Origin of the sequence: Bacillus cereus group sp. RP32, assembly GCF_040459735.1 — a bacterium.
GTDB classification, from domain to species: domain Bacteria; phylum Bacillota; class Bacilli; order Bacillales; family Bacillaceae_G; genus Bacillus_A; species Bacillus_A wiedmannii.
Map to the genome: position 1 here is coordinate 2,070,589 of NZ_JARVHO010000001.1, position 17,176 is coordinate 2,087,764.

Genomic DNA, 17,176 nt, shown 5'->3' on the forward strand with positions numbered 1-17,176 from the left:
TGAATTTTCGTTCGTTACATTTATAATGAAATACCTATAAAATTAATTTTTTTTAACTGTATATCTAACTTGTTTAAACGTTACCATCTCTCCATCTTTATGATCATCTTGCGTTTGCAAAAGTTGAACTTTTGGTTTGTAATCTGTCCTATGAGCGTGCTCGATATCTTTAATGTTAACTTTGTAGGATTCGCCATTATTAATTTTTTGTTCCAATACTTTTTTATTGGCGACATAAATAAACGTCACTTTATTTTCATCAATGCCTTCAGTCTTAAATTTTAATTCGTTATCTTTTGTTGTAATCGTCGGTGTTAATAATTCAATACTGCCTTTTCCAGTTTCTAAAGAATTTTCTGCTATAGTTGAACATCCGGATAATATGATTCCAGTGAATAGCAGAACAATTAATTTCTTTTTCATAACATCCCCCAATTTCAAGTGATTTTTGATTTTGGCATTGCTAGACTGCTAGTGTGGAACGTAAATGTTTAGCTAGCGCTCTGTTTAATTGTACCATAATATGTAAAATTAAACAGGCTGTATATCCAATTTAAGGGGTTTGAAAAGTGTACTTATTGTTTTAAATCAGTATCTTTCCAGTAGGTATATATTTTCTGTAGAAAGCAGTGTTGTCAAAATCATTATGAATTGGCTATCCAACTATATGATGACATGTAGACAGGCGAAAGAACTTATTTTTATGGAAATTTCAATTTTTTCATATTAAAATAACGATGTGGAATAGATGAATTCATTCACTTCAGAGGTAGTTACTTGAACATTAACGAGAAGGCAATTGAAATGTTTGAACAAAATGAATATGAGGAAGCAATGGAACTGTTTCAACGAGCTGTACATGAATCTAGAGGTGTACAATCTCTCAATAATCTTGCTTGGATGTACTTTTATGAGGAAGAGAATGATGCTAAAGCTCTTGAATTGATAAAAGAAGTTGTTAAGTTGAATCCTTCTTCTTACTTCCCTTATAACATTTTAGGGGACATTTACATAAAACAAGAAAAGTGGACAGAAGCGAAAGAAGTATTACAAAAGTCTATTTCGATTCAACCATCGGATGAAGCATATCACAATGTAGCTGTAGCGCATTATAACCTTGGAGAGCTGGAAGAAGCTTCGAAATTTTTCTTGCGAGTTGCAGGGGATTCGGACTATATCATGTATTGCTATGTAAAATGTTTAATTGATTTAGGGCGAACGACAGAAGCGAAAGAGAAGTTAGATGCTTTTAACAGGAAATCCGATGATTTTTTAGGAGGAGTTAATATAGCAGATTTATATGTTGAGTTGAATTGCTATAACGAAGCAATTGAATGGTTCGAAAAGGGATACAAAGAAGTTTGGAAAAGCCCTAATTGGATTAGTAGGTTTGTGTATGCTTTATATAAAGCTAATAATTTCACACGTATAAATGAAGTTATACGGGAATCAATCGAAGCGAAAACAGCAGAAATAGAAGATGTTCAGAATGAAGAAGTAGAAGAAAACTGGACAGAAGAAGATAAGAAAGAGTTAATTGAGGAATATACAGAAGAGAATAATTGTTATAAAACAATGATAGAACGTATCAAATCTGGATATGTTCCAGGATTAGAATTTGAAACGGACTATGTAGGGGGTTGCTATTTATTTGGCTGTAAAAGACATAATTATCTTGAATATAAAGAATAAAAAAATTCGGCTGTCACATATGACGGTCGAATTTTTTATTATAGGTCGTTTGTTTAAAGGTACTATTTCAATTGTAATGTGTTAAAGGTGTTTCGTATCATTACATAGGTATATATCTTCTTTAGGGAATCCTTTTTTAATATTTAAAATATGTAGTGAAATAAAACCAATAAGTCCTATTCCGCCGAAAATAAGCCATGGTGTATACATTCCATTTAAATTGGATGTAAAAGATGTACCGGTATAATTACCGATGATAAAACCAAATGCGAGTGATAGTTGATAAAATCCGAAGTAAGTAGCTGTATATGATTCGTTACTGTAATTTGCAATAGCGATATCAGCGTTAGGTAATACGAGTGTTTCACCGATTGTAAATAAAATTACACAAATAAATAGCCAATATGGGTGTTGAAATAAAGGGATAAGTAAAAAGGAAATACTCATTAATAAAACACCGTATTTAATAATCGAAAGTGTGTTGTATTTATGAAATAGTTTTCGGAATAACACCATAAATATGACGCCTGTTATTGCATTTATCGTAATGACTAATGTAGCAAGCTGATTGCTATTACTAATGTTTTTCATATGAAGTGGAAGTGCGACAGTAAGCTGAGTAAACATAATATAGAAGAAAATCATGATAAATGAAAACAGAAGAAAAGGCTTGTTTTGTAAGATAGCCTGTATTCCAAATGTAATAGACGTGTTTTCAGTAGTGACTTGGAAGTGATTTTTAAGTAAGTAAAAGATAAAAGCGAATAACAGCATAAGTGATCCTGTTAGAGAGAAAGCATAGATGGGATTGAGTAAGAGTAAGAACCCTCCTGCAATTGGTCCGATTATTGCACCGCAATTAAAACTAAGGTTTAAATATGTAAATAAATTTTTTCTCATATGAGCTGGTTGTGAGCCGAATATGGCGCGCGCAGCAGGTTCGTAAAATGCAGTTCCGAAGCCAATAAGTGCAGAAGAAATAGAAATTGTATAGAAATCAGAGCATATTCCTAAAGCGATAAATCCGATTCCTCTTAAAAATAATCCGGCTATCATCATAATGATATAGCCTATTTTGTCAGCAATTAATCCTGAGAATAAAGGGATAACTCTTGATGTGATTGTCATAACTGTCAACACTGTTCCTACTTGGACAGCAGAAAAATGAAGAAAGCTTAATAGATAAATAGCTAAAAATGCGTATACTGCAAAATAGCCAAAAGACATAAAGAATGAAGAAATAAGCATGAAACGTATCGGTATTGAGAAACTTTTCATAGAACTCCTCCTAATGTTGTAACCAGTAAAATTATTTAATGGTTAACTAATTTATATTATAATTATACATAAAGTCAGAAAAAAGTAAATTTTAAGAAGAAGGTGGATGGAATTGAATCAAAATGCACCAAATGAATTAGAATATATTCGGGAATTTTTAAATACATGGAAAATACCAAACGAAACGAGAGAGCCAATTGACATGCTGCAAACAGAAGAGGATATAAAGCTCTTTATGAAAGAATATTTTCATGAAGAGGTTCCATTCCATACGATAGAGGAATTAAAAAGTTTTCGAGAAGATATTCGGGTGGCAATTGAAGGCGAAGGATCATTGCAAAAGTGGTTAGAGAAATACCCATTTCATGTACATGTAAGGGAAGATATGAAAGGTATTACATATGAGCCTGTGCACGAAGAGAATGTATATACAAAAGTATTAAGCATTGTGTTAATGTCAATTCAAGAAAATTTGTGGGGAAGGTTAAAAGCATGCCCAGATTGTCGCTGGGTATTTTATGATCATTCGCGAAATGGAAGTAAAAGATGGTGCGGTATGTATGCTGGAGAAGCAGGAGGAAGAGCGTGCGGTACGATTGCGAAAGTGAAAAATTACCGGGCGAAGAGAAAAGGAAGATCAGGTTATAATGTGTAATTTATATTAGGGAAGAAAATGGAATGGGGGAATGTAGAGTATGAAAGATACAAAAATGTTAGCGTTAAATAAAAAGTGTTGGGACACAGTTGCACCATATTTCTTTCAAGTAGATTGTTTACCGAAATATGGCCCGTATACAGCGTCTGAAGATGAGATTCATTTGTTTGATTCAATTAGAAATAAAAAGGTTCTTGATATTGGATGTGGAAGTGGGCATTCGCTGCAATATATGGGAGAGTATGGTGCGGAAGAGTTATGGGGGCTTGATCTTTCAAGTGAACAAATTAAAACAGCGAATGAAACGTTAAAGTGTTGGAATCCAAAGTTAATATGCGGAGCAATGGAAGAAGAAGGAGATATTCCGAAAGAGTATTTTGATATTGTATATTCCATTTATGCATTAGGGTGGACTTCGAATTTAAGAAAAACGTTGGAACTAATTTATTCGTATGTAAAGCCAGGCGGAAGTTTTATTTTTAGCTGGGAGCACCCAATATATTCAAACTTACAGTATGGTACAGAAGAAATTGTTTTAAAGTCTTCATACCATGAGGAAACACCTATTACGTTTGAAACATTTAAAAGAGAAAATGTACAAGCGACATTATATAAGAGAAAAATAAGTACATACATAAATGAGTTAAATAGAGCGGGATTTACAATTGAGAGAATAGAAGAACCTGAACCATCTAGCTCATTTGATGAAGAACGAGCTGAGCCATCTACGAAATATTATTCTTTATATAAAGCTAGGATGGTACCAACTACTTTTATTATTAAGGCGAGAAAGTAAGTAGTGTTATATAAAGGGGGAGGAAAATGGTCCATGTGAGTATGGTGAAGATTGGTGAAGTACAATCTTCTATAGACGAGAAAGTGTATCTTAATTGGGGAAGTATTGTTTCAAACATCAAAATATATCCAGAGTATATTGGAGGATTAGCAGGTCTTGAGGATTATTCTCATGCAATTGTTATTTTTTATATGAATGATTTTCAGGAAGAAAATAAACAGTCTTGGGCTAGAAAGCCAAGGGGACTAAGTGATTTTGATGAAAAGGGATGTTTTGCTCAGCGGACAAAGCATCGTCCAAACCCTATTGGAATTACTACTGTTGAAATATTGTCGATTGAAAATAACGTTATGACTGTGCAAGGATTAGACGCTAATGATCGAACGGCTATTTTAGATATAAAACCATATATCGCTGCTTTTGATACAAGAGAAAATGCTCGTGTGCCAGATTGGATGAATAAGTTAATGGAAAATTATTTTTAATAGTAATACAAAAAGCGTTGCGATTCAGAATCGCAGCGCTTTTTGTATTAAATTATATTATACGTATGGTTTCCTTATCTTTTCGGCTGAAAAATATGCTGAAAGAAGTATTTGTGATGTAAGTTATCTACAACTTTATTAGCTTGATATGTGCGATGTTGTTCGAGTCGAAGTCTTTGCTCCATCATTTTTATTGCGTGATCAGATAAACGTAACATTATACATGTCTCCTTTTCTATAAATATAGGTGTCTATTGGTATCGATCCCATATTTATAATTAAGGAGGTACACTGTGTAACATAGGCAAAAAGCACCTTCCTCTCCCATTACGCTTACGAGGTTAGCTGTCGGACTCGGGAAGTGAGAGTTTCCCTACTTAAATAAGATTCGCCCCAAGTAGCATGGCTACAAAAATGGTTCCCCCGCTCCAAAATTTGGACTCAGCAAAAGGATTTATAAAGTAAAGGATAACATAAAAAAAATGATGAGTCAAACTATTTTATGTTTTCTGATTTTTTGAGTGAGGTTAAAACCACTCCATCGGGTAATATGATATCCTTTATTTCAATAAATCCATGTTTTTTATATAAAGAAAGAGCAGCGGTATTTTTTTTCCCTGTTTGTACAATATATGTTTTGGAAGGGGAGAACATGTCAAATACATAAAGTAGTAGTTTTGTGGCGATTCCTTTATGAAAATGATCGGGGGATACTACTAAACGATGAATATCAACTTCCTCTTCATTCATTTTAAAAGAAATAAACCCAGCAAGTGTATCTTCATAAAAATAGCCGTAAAAAATTTCATCACATAATTGAATATCGGCTACAGTATCATAAAGGCGAGGGATAGCCGTACTATTTATATATTTTGCTTCAATTTCATAAGCGGGTATTTGAATGTTTAAAATAGAAGTAGCGGTGTTGTGAGAAGTTGTTACTAATTTTTGAATCATAGGGTAAAACCTCCTTATAGGCTTTATTTTCATAGATTTGACAAGATTTTTCTTTATTGGATATAATAATTATAATAGTTACATAACAATTTAGTATCAAAAAGAAATACACTATAATAGAAATGGAGGACTAAAAATGGGATGGATTATCACATTAATAGTTGGTGCTATTATAGGTGCAATTGCAGGTTCTATAACGGGTAAAAATTTTCCGGGTGGTATGTTTGGAAATATTATCGCAGGTTTATTAGGTGCTTCGTTAGGTGGTAGATTATTTGGATCTTTTGGGCCATCATTTGGTGGGATTCATGTCGTGCCAGCATTATTAGGTGCAATCGTATTAATTCTTATTGTATCATTTGTAGTGAAAGCTGCAAGAAAATAAAGATATAGATAATGATGAAAAGCCCTGAATAAGGGCTTTTCATCATTCGAAGAGGTGGTTTCATTGGAGAAATTAAATATTAGAAAAAGAGATAAGTTGAAAAAGTTTTTTAGAGAACAAAATTATTTAGCGGTGTTACTCGGCTTTGCGTTATTGTTTATTAACATATTACTGCTAACGAAAATTTCTTTTGTTTTTACTCCGTTTATCGTCTTTTTAAAAACAATTTTCTTCCCCGTATTATTAGCGGGAGTGCTATTTTATATTTTGCATCCATTCGTTTCGCTTTTAGAAAAGAAAGGTGTTTCAAGAATCGTATCAATCGCTTCTATATATATAATAGTACTGGGGTTATTTGTATTTTTAGTTGTGACAGTAATCCCGATTATTAAAGATCAAATTGATGCATTAATAGATAACTTACCGTATTTCGGTCATGAAATTGAACGAGCAGCACGTAGATTCGGGGAAAGTAATTTACTAGGTAAAATTCAAGAGAATTTAAATGTTGATGTAGCGAGTATGGTAAAAGACTACACAGTTGATTTTACGAAGTCGCTATCATCAGTAACTGGAAATGTAACTGGATTTTTAAGTACTGTTACAGAGGTCGTTTTAACGTTTGTAATGGTTCCGTTTATATTGTTCTATCTTTTAAAAGATGGTGAGCAATTACCGAACCACTTTTTAAAGTTTATTTCAGAGCAAAGACAACCAGCAGCGATGAGAATACTAGATGATATGCATTATGCGATTAGCTCGTATATTAGAGGACAAATTATCGTTAGCTTGTTTATCGGTATTATGCTATTAATCGGTTACCTTATTATTGGTATTAAATATGCGGTATTACTCGCTATTTTAGCAATGATTGTAAATATCGTTCCGTACGTAGGACCAATCATTGCAATTACACCAGCATTAATTATCGCATTTATTGACTCGCCATCAATGGTGTTAAAAGTAATTATTGTAATGATGGTCGTACAATTAGCAGAAGGTAAATTTATTTCTCCGCAAGTCATGGGGAAAAAGCTAGATATTCATCCAATTACAATCATTTTTATTATTTTAACTGCCGGAAATCTATTTGGAATTATGGGTATTATTTTAGCAATTCCAGGATATGCGATATTAAAAGTGTTGGTAACGCATAGCTATAGATTTGTTAAGTTGAATACGTAAAAAAAGAGCTAAAACAGATAAAACTGTTTTAGCTCTTTTTTATTAATAATTGATTTGCGTATTGGCGTGCCCATTGATCAGCTTCTAATATAGCATCGAGTGAAGGATCTTTTACATTATGATGAGCTTCAACTGTATTGTAAATTGTTTTTTCGATATCGAAAAATGCAATTTCATTTTTAAGAAATAGTGCATTTGCAATTTCGTTCGCTGCATTTAATACAGCTGGAGTTGTACCGCCAATTTTGCCACATTCAAATGCGTATTGTAGACAGGGGAACTTCTCTAAATTTGGTTTTTCAAAATGCAAACTACCAATTTCTAATAAATTTAATTTTTCATAGGATGAAGGTAGTCGAGTAGGGTAGTGAAATGCATATTGAATCGGCATTCTCATATTAGGGGCACCGAGCTGTGCCATGACTGATCCATCAATAAACTCTACTAAAGAGTGAATGATACTTTCTTTATGAATCATAACATCAATTTTTTCATAAGGAATATCGAATAGCCACTTAGCTTCCATCACTTCAAACCCTTTATTCATTAACGTGGCAGAATCTATCGTTAGTTTTGCCCCCATTAACCAGTTTGGGTGTTTTAAAGCATCCTTCGCTTGTAATGTTTTCATTTCTTCACGTGTTTTATCACGGAATGCACCGCCAGAAGCTGTAACGATTAATTTGTCTATTTCTTTATTATTTTCTCCGTTTAAACATTGGAAAATAGCTGAATGTTCGCTATCGACTGGAATTAAACGACATCCGTTTTGTTTGGCCAGTTCAGTTACGATATGACCAGCTGCAACTAACGTTTCTTTATTAGCGATGGCAATATCTTTCTTCGCTTTTAATGCTTCAATTGTTGGGAGTAATCCTGAAACACCAACGACGGAACTTAATACAAGATTTGAATCAGGGTGAGTAGCTACCGCAATTAAGCCATCCGTTCCGTATGTAATTTTTGTGTTGGTTGAAATACGCGTACGAAGCGTGTCTGCTAATTCTTTTGTCGCAACGCTTACAATGCAAGGTTGAAACGTTTTGATTTGTTGCTCAAGAAGATCGATATTATAATTTGCGGTTAAACCGATGATTTTAAAATGTTCAGGATGAGCTGAAACGACATCTAATGCAGATGTGCCGATGGATCCTGTTGAACCTAAAATGGATATATATTTTACCATGAAAAAACCTCCAAAGTTGTTTCGAGTATTTCTGCAAACCTATATAATATTAGACAATTGAAGTGGAAATTCCTGCTATATAAAACAGAAAATTAGGGTTTAATTGGAAAGGGAATGTGATAAACTGTAAAAAATAACGAAAAAGCAATGAAAGAGAAGAGTACATATTCGAAACTTTTCAGAGAGCTGATGAGTGGTGAAAATCAGTAAGGGATGAATATGGAATGGGCTCCGGAGCTTCTAGCTGAAATGAGTAGGCAAAGACGGTTACTTCACGTTAAGAAGTTGAAGCGAGCTATTAATGATAGCTAATGAAGGTGGTACCGCGGGAGTCTCTCGTCCTTTTTATAGGATGAGGGGCTCTTTTTATTTTAAGGAAGGAGGAGTTAGGGTGAGCGAAAAAATAATGTTAACAGGAATTAAGCCGACAGGTTATCCTCATTTAGGAAATTATATTGGTGCGATTAAACCTGCGTTGCAAATGTCAAAGAAGAATGAAGGGAAAGCATTGTATTTTATAGCGGATTATCATGCGTTAAATGCTGTTCATGATCCAGAGAAGTTCAGTAGTTATACGAAAGAGGTAGCAGCTACTTGGTTATCACTTGGACTTGGTGAAGACGTTATTTTTTATCGGCAAACAGAAGTGCCGGAGATTCTAGAATTAGCTTGGATATTAGCTTGCCTAACTCCGAAAGGGATTATGAACCGTGCCCATGCATATAAGGCGAAGGTGGAGCAAAATAAAGAAGCGGGTTTAGAGGTAGATGCAGGCGTGAATATGGGATTATATACGTATCCTATTTTAATGGCAGCTGACATATTACTATTTCAAGCTACTCATGTACCTGTCGGAAAAGACCAAATTCAGCATATTGAAATCGCGCGTGATATTGCGATGTATTTTAATCATACATTTGGTATGACATTTACGCTTCCGGAGTATGTCATACAAGAAGAAGGTGCCATTTTACCTGGTCTTGATGGAAGGAAGATGAGTAAAAGTTACGGGAATGTAATCCCATTATTTGCAGAAAAAGAAAAACTACGAAAATTAATATTTAAAATCAAAACAGATTCTTCACTTCCAAATGAACCGAAAGAACTAGAAACATTATTTATGATATATAAAGAATTTGCAACAGAAGATGAAATTCAGTCATTACGTGAAAAATATAGGACTGGAATCGGATGGGGCGATGTGAAAAAAGAGTTATTCCGCGTTGTAGACCGTGAGTTAGCAGTACCTCGGGAGAAATATGCAATGTATATGCAGGAGCCAAATTTATTATATGAAGCGTTAGAAAAAGGTGCTGAACGGGCAAGAGAAATCGCGAAGGTAAATTTAGCGGAAATTAAAAAACGGATTGGATTTGAGAGGGGACGTTAAGTGTTCCCTTATTTTTTTGCAAAAAAAACCGAACGAAATTTCAATTTGTTACCAATATAGAGTGAGGAGGGATAGAAATGATTACAACTCTCGAGTTAAAAGTGGTGTTATTCCAAATAGGAACAGAAATTGTACCACCTAGTAATCTAAAAGAAAAAATTCTAATTCAGGTTAATTTGGTGGAGGGAATAAAACTTAATAATGTTGAGGTGAATAATGATGAGTGAAGTTGTGTTAACAGTTCAAGATTTAAGTAAAACATATGAGAGTGTAGATACAAATGTTAGGGCATTACAAAATGTATCTTTGGAGTTAAATAAAGGAGAACTCCTTGCCATAATGGGAACGAGTGGATCTGGAAAGAGTACATTACTTAATATTCTTGGTGCTCTAGATAAGCCTGATGAGGGGGTTATCTATGTAAAAGGTGAAGTACCTGAAAATATGTTCATTGAACCGTATGCGACAGAGTACAGAAGGGATAACATAGGATTTATATTCCAGTCATTTCATTTATTAAAGGATTTATCTGTAGAAGAAAATATTACGTTACCCCTCATATTATCAGCTGATTCAGAAGAGGAGATACGAGAAAAAACAAATAAAATATTAGATGTTCTTGGTTTAGTAAATTGGAGAAATCATCGACCAGTTCAGCTTTCTGGGGGACAACAACAACGTGTTGCAATTGGTAGGGCGTTAATAACATTTCCTCCAATTGTTCTTGCAGATGAACCTACTGGAAATTTAGATTTCAATACGTCTAATGATATTTTACGAGTACTAGTCGATATGAAACAAAGATTCAAACAAAGTATGATTCTTGTTACTCATGATCCTCACATTGCTACGTATGCAGATCGGGTTCTCTTCTTTCATGATGGAAAAAATGTTGATGATTATACGTGTACTCATGGAGTAAATGATATGAATATCATTTTAGATAAATTTAAAAAATTATTGGAAAAATCAAAATGATAAAATCAGTACGAGGATTAAGTTTACGCTTTTTTAAGACGAATAAATTCACTGCTATTTCCTCTATAGTTAGCGTTATGTTGGCTGTTTCTCTAATTGTTACGATGATTGTATTTTCGAGTCATGCGAAACAGTCTGTTATAAATGAAGTGAAAAATGTATATGGAGATATGGATTTATCAGTTGGATATAACCCTGATCAAAATAAGTTGATAGATAAATCTTTACTACAAAATATTAAAGAACAAAAAAATATTGAATACATATCAAAAATATTAGTAAATCATTTGCAAGTGAATAAATTGAATACCGCTATTTATACAGTAGGTGTTCAAAATGATTCGTTATCTAAAAGTCGATATCACTTCTCTAAAAATCTATCAAATGAAGAAGTAACATTAAATCATGGATTAGCGGAAACTTTACAAGTAAAAGTTGGGGAAAAGATTGAAATAGAAAATAAATCCTATGTAGTAAAAGAAGTGTTATCTGATATAGAAGCTGGAGGTTCAGCTCCAGATATACTCATTTTATCGGAAGGTGCGGTGAAACAGCACGTATATGAAAAAACGGGTAAACAAAATGAAGCTACTTATGTGTTGATAAAAGCAAAAGCGAATGCGGATGTACTAGCTTTGTCTAATCAAATTCATAAAATAGACAAAGAATTAAGAATCGATATTGCGGAGGAAGATGAGTTTTTAAAAAGTAACTTAGCGTCATTACATATTTTTATAGTTATTTTATCTGTATTAATACTTATTATTACTTCGTTATTATTGATGTCTAATTTTGAAGTGTTTTTATATAAATATAAAAGTCAATTTGCTATTATGCGATCAATGGGAGCAACAACGAAACAAATGTTTACAGTTATATTCATTCAATGTAGTGTAATTAATTTCTTTGGTGGAATATTTGGTTTGTTACTAGCTGTAATAAGTAACCGTTTTTTACAAAGTTGGCTAGAGCATTTATTTGCTTTTCAAATGAATTCAATGAGTTTCGACTATAAAATAGCAATTGTAACAGTGATTTGTAGTAGCTTTTTTATTGAACTGTTTATGTTATATCCGTCATATAGAAGTTCAAAAATATTGCCAGTAAAGCTTATGCGCGAAAATGAAGAATCCGATTTTTCTAATAAAAAAACACGCAGTATTATGGGGAAATTTCTTTTAATTAGTAGTATATTTTTAACTGTTTTAGGTGGATTTGTAGCAAATACGGGAGATACGCAGGCAATAGTGATATTAATAGGAGCTATATTTCTCGTTTTAGGAGTATATATTTTATTTCCGACTTATCTTTCTTCGATATTAATAGCATGTCTACCTATAATGAAAAAAGTATTTGGAAGGAATACATTTGTTGCTATTAAAAATGTAATTCCGCAAGTAAGGAAAAATACATTTGTTATCTTAATGATAAGTACAATGATGGTGATAGTTGTCTTCGGCTCCACTATATTTAAAACGATGCAAAAAAATAATGAAAGATATTTAAAACGAGAATTTCCAACACATATTGTTGTGGAAAATCGTTTGACTAATGATTCAACCATTACCTTACCTCATATACAAAATATATTTAAAGAAATAAGTAGTGTAAAAGGAGCTAGTACAATTAGTACGAACTCACTGGCAGAATTAAAACAAGGTGAAAATTATATTACTTTTGACTATAATTTAGGTGATTTAAAGGAAATGGAAAAGCAAGGATTATTGCCAGAAGTACCTGCAAATTTAGAGAATAGTATAATTGTTACAAAAGAGTTAGCGGAGCGGTATAAACTTCATGTAGGTGATATCGTTCAATTGGGTCTATTTTCAGAACAGGAACAAAAAGTTAAACCGACTAGTAAGGTAGAAATCGGATTAATTGTTAATGAGCTACCGAATTCTCCTTCAGTACTTATGGATTGGAGTAATGTAACATATAAACAAGATTATACAGTTTTTGAGCGAGCATTTATTAGTTCAAATAATGAGAGAGAGACGTTGGAGCAATTAAAGAAAGTGAAAGGTCAATATCCACAATTAAAAATAAGTAGTTATACTCAATCGTTAAAACAATCTAATTTAATATTTCAGCAAAGGTGGTCCATTTTCATCGTTGTTATTGTAGTAATTTTGTTTAGTGTAACATTAGGGGTATGCAATACACTTATAAATAATATTCAATCTAAAAGAAAAGAGTTTGCTATTTTACGAGCAATAACAGTTAAGAAAAAAGGGATTGTACAAGTTATTTTGACGCAAGTTAATTTATATGTACTTATTGGAATCGTACTAGGGGCTGTAATAGGAATATTATTAACCTATATGGTAAGTATAATAGATCGTACACCTTTATTTTTTGATTTCAAACTTATCGTAACCGTAATAGCGGGGATGTACGGAATAGTCCTTATTATTTTTATACCTTTTGCTAATAGAATAGGAAAAAGGGATATTGTACAAGAGTTAAATAAGGATAATAAATGAAAGAGATTAACAATTGATTTGCATATTGGTGTGCTCATTAATAAACATATAGTATAGCGCCTAAAGGAGAGGATTTCATGTGATGATGAGTCTCAACAGTGTTAATGAAAAACAAGGGATCAATCATTATATTAGTTAAATGCTACCAAGTAATATCATTAGGTGAAGCAAGGAGTTCGCATTTCCTTTCGAAACTTATTAGTTGCATATGTTAAAAAGTATGTTAACATAGGGATACTTATTAAATGTGTTTAATAAGTATATTTAAAGTGACTTATTAAAGATATTTAATAAGTAGAACTCATTTGATTATGAAGGAGAGGATTGTATGAAAACGGAAAAAGAAAAGATGTTGGCGGGAGAAATGTATATTGCGGATGACGAAGAATTAGTAGCTGATAGGGTGGAGGCAAAACGTTTAACACGCCTTTATAACGAGGCGATGGAGATAGGAGATGAAAAACGTTTTACGTTATTAAATCAGCTTTTAGGTTCTTCAGCTGACGGGAAAGCCCAAATCAATCCTGATTTTCGTTGTGATTACGGCTACAACATCCATGTTGGAAAGAGCTTTTTCGCAAATTTCAATTGTGTGATTTTAGACGTTTGTGAAGTGCGAATCGGTGATAATTGTATGTTTGCACCTGGTGTTCACATTTATACTGCTACGCATCCTTTACACCCGGTAGAGCGGAATTCTGGCAAAGAATATGGGAAGCCTGTAAAGATTGGTAACAATGTTTGGGTTGGCGGGGGAGCTATTATTAACCCTGGTATTTCAATTGGAGACAACGCTGTAATTGCTTCAGGGGCAGTTGTGACAAAAGATGTACCTAATAATGTAGTTGTTGGTGGTAACCCAGCTAAAGTTATTAAAACGATAGACTTATAGAAATCGTTTTTTACGGGTACATGAATAAACTGGTGTCGTATCGTATAGACAATGTGAAAGGTGTTTCATATGAAGAAAAATAGTGCGGACAATCGTACGAAGACATTACTTACTTCTTGAAACGCTCTTTTTCTTATTTGTTTTTCCGGTTTTCTCGTTTGCTGTAAGTTTCTATCATCGGTTATCAGCCTTTTTAGCCGGCTGGTATACTAGGGGAATCATTCAGAATACGTAATGCCTTGCTAGCTGTTTGTTCTATTATCTGGAATTGTATGAATACATGAAGCGAAACAGAGAGTGCATGCATCGGAAATATATCATCTTTATTGCTTTAGAAAATGATGTATGATATATTGTCAACGCAACTTATTAAAAGTGTTTAATAAGTATGTTGATTAAGGTGGTGAGCGATTTGAGTGAACAATTTGTTACTCAAAAATCGATTAAAGAGACGATCCTTCGCGGCATTCGTACAGCTCTACTAGAGCAAGGTAGTGCAACGAAAGTTGAACTTAGTAATACATTAGAAATTAGTTTTCCAACGATAAGTAAATTTATAGAAAATATGAAACAAGACGGTGAAGTCACTTTAGTCGGTTTAGATGATTCAAGTGGCGGAAGAAGAGCGAAACGATATGCGTATAATCCGGAATATATGTTAGGATTAGCGATATTTTTAGAGAAAAATGAGACAAACTACACAATTTTCAACTGTTTAGGAGAAGTAAAAGAACAAGGAAGTACTTCAAGTGTATTAATTGATACTGGCGTAAATGTATTATCTAAACATATTGAAAGTCTTATAGCTACATTCCCGAAAATAAACTCTATATCAATTGGTGTGCCTGGTTCGGTTGATAATGGTCGTATTTTTTATATACCTGGTTATGAAAATTTCCAAAATTTCAATTTGAAAAGTCATTTGGAGGATCTGTTTTCTATACCTGTAGTAATAGAAAACGATATGAATGCCGCAGTGCTTGGTTATTATAAAAACACTGGAAACTATGACAATTCCTCTCTTGTATATTTGTATTCAGGTCAAAATGGTCCAGGTGCAGGTATTATGATAAATGGAGATGTAGTACGAGGAAGTACATTTTTCTCAGGAGAGATATCTTTCGTTCCGCAGTATGATAATAAAAATTTCTTACAAGCTTTGAGAAATGGAGATGAAGTGAGAGATTCCAATAATCCAGAGGAATATAATATAGATGCTATTACTCGTTTAATAGCTACATGTATAGCTATTATTAACCCTCATGCCTTTATCTTCTGTGATGATGAAGTGAATCAATTTGTAATAGATCAAATTGTAAAAAGTTGTCCGCAGTACATTCCGGCAGAACATATTCCGAAAATAACAGTGAGTAATTGGAAAGAAGATTATTTATATGGATTGAAAAGCCTTGGACTTGATTTGATGATAACAAGAACAAGCAAAGAAAATTAAATATCAAATTGTTGGTTGAATACTGTAAAAGAAAAGGTGTCGACTATGAAAATTGAACATGTAGCAATTTGGGTAAATGATTTAGAAGGTATGCGTGATTTCTATAAACAGTACTTTGGTGGTGAAGAAAATAGCTTATATCACAATCCGAAAAAGCAGTTTGAGTCTTATTTTATAACTTTTGAAGGTGGAGCACGTCTAGAACTTATGAGGCAAGTAGGGATAGACGATAATACACAAACACAAACAATAGGATATGCGCATATTGCTTTTTCTATAGGTAGTAAAGAAAAAGTGAATGAATTAACTAATACATTAAGAGAAGCAGGATACCCTGTGTTAAACGGCCCACGTACTACAGGGGATGGTTACTATGAAAGTGTAGTAAGTGATCCTGAAGGAAATCAGATTGAGATAACAGTCTAACATTTTACTTACTAATAACGAATAAAAAGATAAAACTTTGTTGTTCCCCAAAATGTTTACGAGAAACCTATTATTTCTTCAGAAAGGGGGACATAACATTGAGTGAGTCAATTTTTATTTTCTGTATATATCCATTGCTTATTTGTATTTTTTCAATAGCTGGGACATATAAAGTAGGTACATTATACGTGATGCCAATGATAACATTTCTTATTTTTCTTATGTTAAATGTTACAGTGTATAATCCAGTATTTTTCTTTTGGGTTGGCATGTATACTATTTTTTCATTTATTGTTTCTTATATAATTATACTTTTTGTAAAGGGATATAAAGTTGTAGAAAGAGAACGCTAATATCATTTTTGGGAAATAGGGATTGACGGTGAACGATAAAAACCTCATTTCACGTTAGAATGGCTCTTCCTTTCATTTTATATTACTATATAAAATGAAAGGAAGAGCCATTCTATTTCACGTATGAATTGGATTGCTGGAATTCCTTAATAATACGCTCAATAACTGGATGAAGCGTAATAGGCAATTCATCAAGCAGAAAAAAGCGTAGTTCTTTCGATTCCGTTTGGTCGCATACAAGTTCACCGTGGAATTCTCGGCAAATATAAACAACGAGTACACCGTGTACTTGATCGCCATTTGGATAGATTTGAAAGAAATCTGGTCCTGAGTATGTACGGAATAGTTCTGGATTTTTAATAATAAGTCCAGTTTCCTCATATACTTCTCGCTTTAAAGCGTCTTCTAACGTTTCGTTATATTCTAAGGCGCCGCCAATAATGCCCCAGCGGTTAAAATCTGTACGTAGCTGCAGTAATATTTCATCTTTCTCATTTAATATAATGGCGTGTGAACCTATTAAAATAAGTGGATGGTTTCCTACTAAATTTCTCATGTCTTCAATATAACCCATGTTAT

At 33.2% G+C, this 17,176-nt stretch carries 20 protein-coding genes, 1 riboswitch and 1 other annotated feature; of the genes, 14 read left to right on the top strand and 6 right to left on the bottom strand.

Annotated elements, in window-relative coordinates:
• Window positions 1–42: 42 nt before the first annotated feature.
• Window positions 43–423: a hypothetical protein gene (locus QCI46_RS10700; RefSeq protein ID WP_353840190.1), complete on the bottom strand. Its 381-nt coding sequence runs from the start codon at window positions 421–423 to the stop codon at window positions 43–45.
• Window positions 424–777: 354 nt separating this feature from the next.
• On the opposite strand from QCI46_RS10700, the gene QCI46_RS10705 reads away from it, so the two are divergent.
• Window positions 778–1,692 carry a tetratricopeptide repeat protein gene (locus QCI46_RS10705; protein ID WP_353840191.1) on the top strand — a complete coding sequence of 305 codons (915 nt, stop codon included), beginning with the start codon at window positions 778–780 and terminating at the stop codon, window positions 1,690–1,692.
• Window positions 1,693–1,773: 81 nt separating this feature from the next.
• On the opposite strand, the gene QCI46_RS10710 is transcribed toward QCI46_RS10705, so the two are convergent.
• Window positions 1,774–2,970 carry an MDR family MFS transporter gene (locus QCI46_RS10710; protein WP_353840192.1) on the bottom strand — a complete coding sequence of 399 codons (1,197 nt, stop codon included), beginning with the start codon at window positions 2,968–2,970 and terminating at the stop codon, window positions 1,774–1,776.
• A 112-nt stretch (window positions 2,971–3,082) separates the two neighbouring features.
• Between QCI46_RS10710 and QCI46_RS10715 the strand changes: the two genes are divergently transcribed.
• The 3 genes from QCI46_RS10715 to tsaA are packed head-to-tail and all read left to right on the top strand — an operon-like array spanning window position 3,083 to window position 4,906.
• A complete protein-coding gene (locus QCI46_RS10715; protein ID WP_137051350.1) occupies window positions 3,083–3,625 on the top strand; it encodes a CGNR zinc finger domain-containing protein in 543 nt (180 codons plus the stop codon).
• A gap of 40 nt (window positions 3,626–3,665) precedes the next feature.
• Window positions 3,666–4,421, top strand: a complete 756-nt coding sequence (locus tag QCI46_RS10720; protein ID WP_353840193.1) for a class I SAM-dependent methyltransferase — start codon at window positions 3,666–3,668, stop codon at window positions 4,419–4,421.
• Between the two features lie 26 nt (window positions 4,422–4,447).
• Window positions 4,448–4,906: a tRNA (N6-threonylcarbamoyladenosine(37)-N6)-methyltransferase TrmO gene (gene tsaA / locus QCI46_RS10725; RefSeq protein ID WP_353840194.1), complete on the top strand. Its 459-nt coding sequence runs from the start codon at window positions 4,448–4,450 to the stop codon at window positions 4,904–4,906.
• A gap of 74 nt (window positions 4,907–4,980) precedes the next feature.
• Here the strand turns inward: tsaA and QCI46_RS10730 are convergent, their stop codons facing one another.
• Window positions 4,981–5,124: a hypothetical protein gene (locus QCI46_RS10730; protein WP_000945246.1), complete on the bottom strand. Its 144-nt coding sequence runs from the start codon at window positions 5,122–5,124 to the stop codon at window positions 4,981–4,983.
• A 96-nt stretch (window positions 5,125–5,220) separates the two neighbouring features.
• Window positions 5,221–5,363, bottom strand: a riboswitch (cyclic di-AMP (ydaO/yuaA leader).
• A 38-nt stretch (window positions 5,364–5,401) separates the two neighbouring features.
• Window positions 5,402–5,863 (bottom strand): GNAT family N-acetyltransferase, encoded by a 462-nt coding sequence (locus tag QCI46_RS10735; protein ID WP_353840195.1) that lies wholly within the window; start codon window positions 5,861–5,863, stop codon window positions 5,402–5,404.
• 136 nt (window positions 5,864–5,999) lie between these two features.
• Here QCI46_RS10735 and QCI46_RS10740 point away from each other — a divergent pair, with 136 nt between their 5' ends.
• On the top strand, window positions 6,000–6,248 hold the full coding sequence (locus tag QCI46_RS10740) for a GlsB/YeaQ/YmgE family stress response membrane protein (protein ID WP_000539721.1): 249 nt from the start codon (window positions 6,000–6,002) through the stop codon (window positions 6,246–6,248).
• A 63-nt stretch (window positions 6,249–6,311) separates the two neighbouring features.
• The gene (locus QCI46_RS10745; RefSeq protein WP_327964146.1) at window positions 6,312–7,433 is read left to right on the top strand and encodes an AI-2E family transporter; all 1,122 of its coding nucleotides are present in this window, start codon (window positions 6,312–6,314) and stop codon (window positions 7,431–7,433) included.
• Window positions 7,434–7,461: 28 nt separating this feature from the next.
• Here QCI46_RS10745 and QCI46_RS10750 read toward each other — a convergent pair whose 3' ends face one another.
• Window positions 7,462–8,619, bottom strand: a complete 1,158-nt coding sequence (locus tag QCI46_RS10750) for a 1-deoxy-D-xylulose-5-phosphate reductoisomerase (protein WP_353840196.1) — start codon at window positions 8,617–8,619, stop codon at window positions 7,462–7,464.
• 138 nt (window positions 8,620–8,757) lie between these two features.
• Window positions 8,758–8,966, top strand: a binding site (T-box leader).
• Window positions 8,967–8,971: 5 nt separating this feature from the next.
• On the opposite strand from QCI46_RS10750, the gene QCI46_RS10755 reads away from it, so the two are divergent.
• The 8 genes from QCI46_RS10755 to QCI46_RS10790 all read left to right on the top strand — a co-directional run bounded on the left by QCI46_RS10755 (window position 8,972) and on the right by QCI46_RS10790 (window position 16,597).
• Window positions 8,972–10,009 carry a tryptophan--tRNA ligase gene (locus tag QCI46_RS10755; protein WP_353840197.1) on the top strand — a complete coding sequence of 346 codons (1,038 nt, stop codon included), beginning with the start codon at window positions 8,972–8,974 and terminating at the stop codon, window positions 10,007–10,009.
• A 77-nt stretch (window positions 10,010–10,086) separates the two neighbouring features.
• On the top strand, window positions 10,087–10,236 hold the full coding sequence (locus QCI46_RS10760; protein WP_353840198.1) for a hypothetical protein: 150 nt from the start codon (window positions 10,087–10,089) through the stop codon (window positions 10,234–10,236).
• The gene (locus QCI46_RS10765) at window positions 10,229–10,987 is read left to right on the top strand and encodes an ABC transporter ATP-binding protein (RefSeq protein ID WP_353841858.1); all 759 of its coding nucleotides are present in this window, start codon (window positions 10,229–10,231) and stop codon (window positions 10,985–10,987) included. The genes QCI46_RS10760 and QCI46_RS10765 overlap by 8 nt, the downstream gene beginning before the upstream one ends.
• Entirely contained in the window at window positions 10,984–13,473 is a 2,490-nt protein-coding gene (locus tag QCI46_RS10770) for an FtsX-like permease family protein (protein WP_353840199.1), read from the top strand. The genes QCI46_RS10765 and QCI46_RS10770 overlap by 4 nt, the downstream gene beginning before the upstream one ends.
• 328 nt (window positions 13,474–13,801) lie before the next feature.
• On the top strand, window positions 13,802–14,365 hold the full coding sequence (locus tag QCI46_RS10775) for a maltose O-acetyltransferase (protein ID WP_353840201.1): 564 nt from the start codon (window positions 13,802–13,804) through the stop codon (window positions 14,363–14,365).
• 412 nt (window positions 14,366–14,777) lie between these two features.
• On the top strand, window positions 14,778–15,818 hold the full coding sequence (locus QCI46_RS10780; RefSeq protein ID WP_353840202.1) for an ROK family transcriptional regulator: 1,041 nt from the start codon (window positions 14,778–14,780) through the stop codon (window positions 15,816–15,818).
• Window positions 15,819–15,863: 45 nt separating this feature from the next.
• Entirely contained in the window at window positions 15,864–16,244 is a 381-nt protein-coding gene (locus QCI46_RS10785; protein WP_353840203.1) for a VOC family protein, read from the top strand.
• 98 nt (window positions 16,245–16,342) lie between these two features.
• The gene (locus QCI46_RS10790; RefSeq protein ID WP_137051357.1) at window positions 16,343–16,597 is read left to right on the top strand and encodes a YbeF family protein; all 255 of its coding nucleotides are present in this window, start codon (window positions 16,343–16,345) and stop codon (window positions 16,595–16,597) included.
• Between the two features lie 112 nt (window positions 16,598–16,709).
• Here the strand turns inward: QCI46_RS10790 and QCI46_RS10795 are convergent, their stop codons facing one another.
• Window positions 16,710–17,171, bottom strand: a complete 462-nt coding sequence (locus tag QCI46_RS10795; RefSeq protein ID WP_353840204.1) for an NUDIX hydrolase — start codon at window positions 17,169–17,171, stop codon at window positions 16,710–16,712.
• Window positions 17,172–17,176: the final 5 nt, after the last annotated feature.

Coding starts and splice junctions, on each gene's coding strand:
- QCI46_RS10775 (WP_353840201.1), top strand. CDS start 13,802: ATGAAAACGGAAAAAGAAAAGATGTTGGCGGGAGAAATGTATATTGCG.
- tsaA (WP_353840194.1), top strand. CDS start 4,448: ATGGTCCATGTGAGTATGGTGAAGATTGGTGAAGTACAATCTTCTATA.
- QCI46_RS10730 (WP_000945246.1), bottom strand. CDS start 5,124: ATGTTACGTTTATCTGATCACGCAATAAAAATGATGGAGCAAAGACTT.
- QCI46_RS10740 (WP_000539721.1), top strand. CDS start 6,000: ATGGGATGGATTATCACATTAATAGTTGGTGCTATTATAGGTGCAATT.
- QCI46_RS10765 (WP_353841858.1), top strand. CDS start 10,229: ATGAGTGAAGTTGTGTTAACAGTTCAAGATTTAAGTAAAACATATGAG.
- QCI46_RS10710 (WP_353840192.1), bottom strand. CDS start 2,970: ATGAAAAGTTTCTCAATACCGATACGTTTCATGCTTATTTCTTCATTC.
- QCI46_RS10770 (WP_353840199.1), top strand. CDS start 10,984: ATGATAAAATCAGTACGAGGATTAAGTTTACGCTTTTTTAAGACGAAT.
- QCI46_RS10700 (WP_353840190.1), bottom strand. CDS start 423: ATGAAAAAGAAATTAATTGTTCTGCTATTCACTGGAATCATATTATCC.
- QCI46_RS10720 (WP_353840193.1), top strand. CDS start 3,666: ATGAAAGATACAAAAATGTTAGCGTTAAATAAAAAGTGTTGGGACACA.
- QCI46_RS10735 (WP_353840195.1), bottom strand. CDS start 5,863: ATGATTCAAAAATTAGTAACAACTTCTCACAACACCGCTACTTCTATT.
- QCI46_RS10750 (WP_353840196.1), bottom strand. CDS start 8,619: ATGGTAAAATATATATCCATTTTAGGTTCAACAGGATCCATCGGCACA.
- QCI46_RS10795 (WP_353840204.1), bottom strand. CDS start 17,171: ATGGGTTATATTGAAGACATGAGAAATTTAGTAGGAAACCATCCACTT.
- QCI46_RS10785 (WP_353840203.1), top strand. CDS start 15,864: ATGAAAATTGAACATGTAGCAATTTGGGTAAATGATTTAGAAGGTATG.
- QCI46_RS10755 (WP_353840197.1), top strand. CDS start 8,972: ATGAGGGGCTCTTTTTATTTTAAGGAAGGAGGAGTTAGGGTGAGCGAA.
- QCI46_RS10760 (WP_353840198.1), top strand. CDS start 10,087: ATGATTACAACTCTCGAGTTAAAAGTGGTGTTATTCCAAATAGGAACA.